This is a genomic window from Lyngbya aestuarii BL J, from assembly GCF_000478195.2.
GTDB classification, from domain to species: Bacteria; Cyanobacteriota; Cyanobacteriia; order Cyanobacteriales; family Microcoleaceae; genus Capilliphycus; species Capilliphycus aestuarii.
Genome location: NZ_AUZM01000406.1, coordinates 1 through 334 on the forward strand (window position 1 = coordinate 1; position 334 = coordinate 334).

Here is a 334-nt window from a genome sequence, read left to right on the forward strand (position 1 = left end):
TTAGCCCTCAAACAGAAAAAACTTTCTCGAAAAACTAAAGGAAGTAAATCGAGAAAGAAATTCAGGAAAAATGTAGCTAAGGTTTATGAGAGAATAGCTAATTCCCGCCAAGATTTCTTGCACAAGTTATCAAGAAAGTTGGTAGATGAAAGCCAAGTCATTGTCGTTGAAAATCTCAACGTCAAGGGGATGGTTAAGAATCGTTTGTTATCCAAGTCAATATCTGATGTTGGATGGGGGATGTTTGTAAACTTTATGGATTACAAGCTCCGACAAAAAAGCGCAAAACTCATAGAAGTTGATCGCTTCTTCCCCAGTTCCAAAACTTGTTCTT

The 334-nt window shown here is 37.1% G+C and carries 1 protein-coding gene; it reads left to right on the forward strand.

The genetic code is table 11. The features are described 5' to 3' along the window. Nucleotides 1-334, forward strand: a 334-nt coding sequence (locus tag M595_RS28705; RefSeq protein ID WP_023070056.1) for an RNA-guided endonuclease InsQ/TnpB family protein, incomplete at both ends; no start/stop codon positions are given.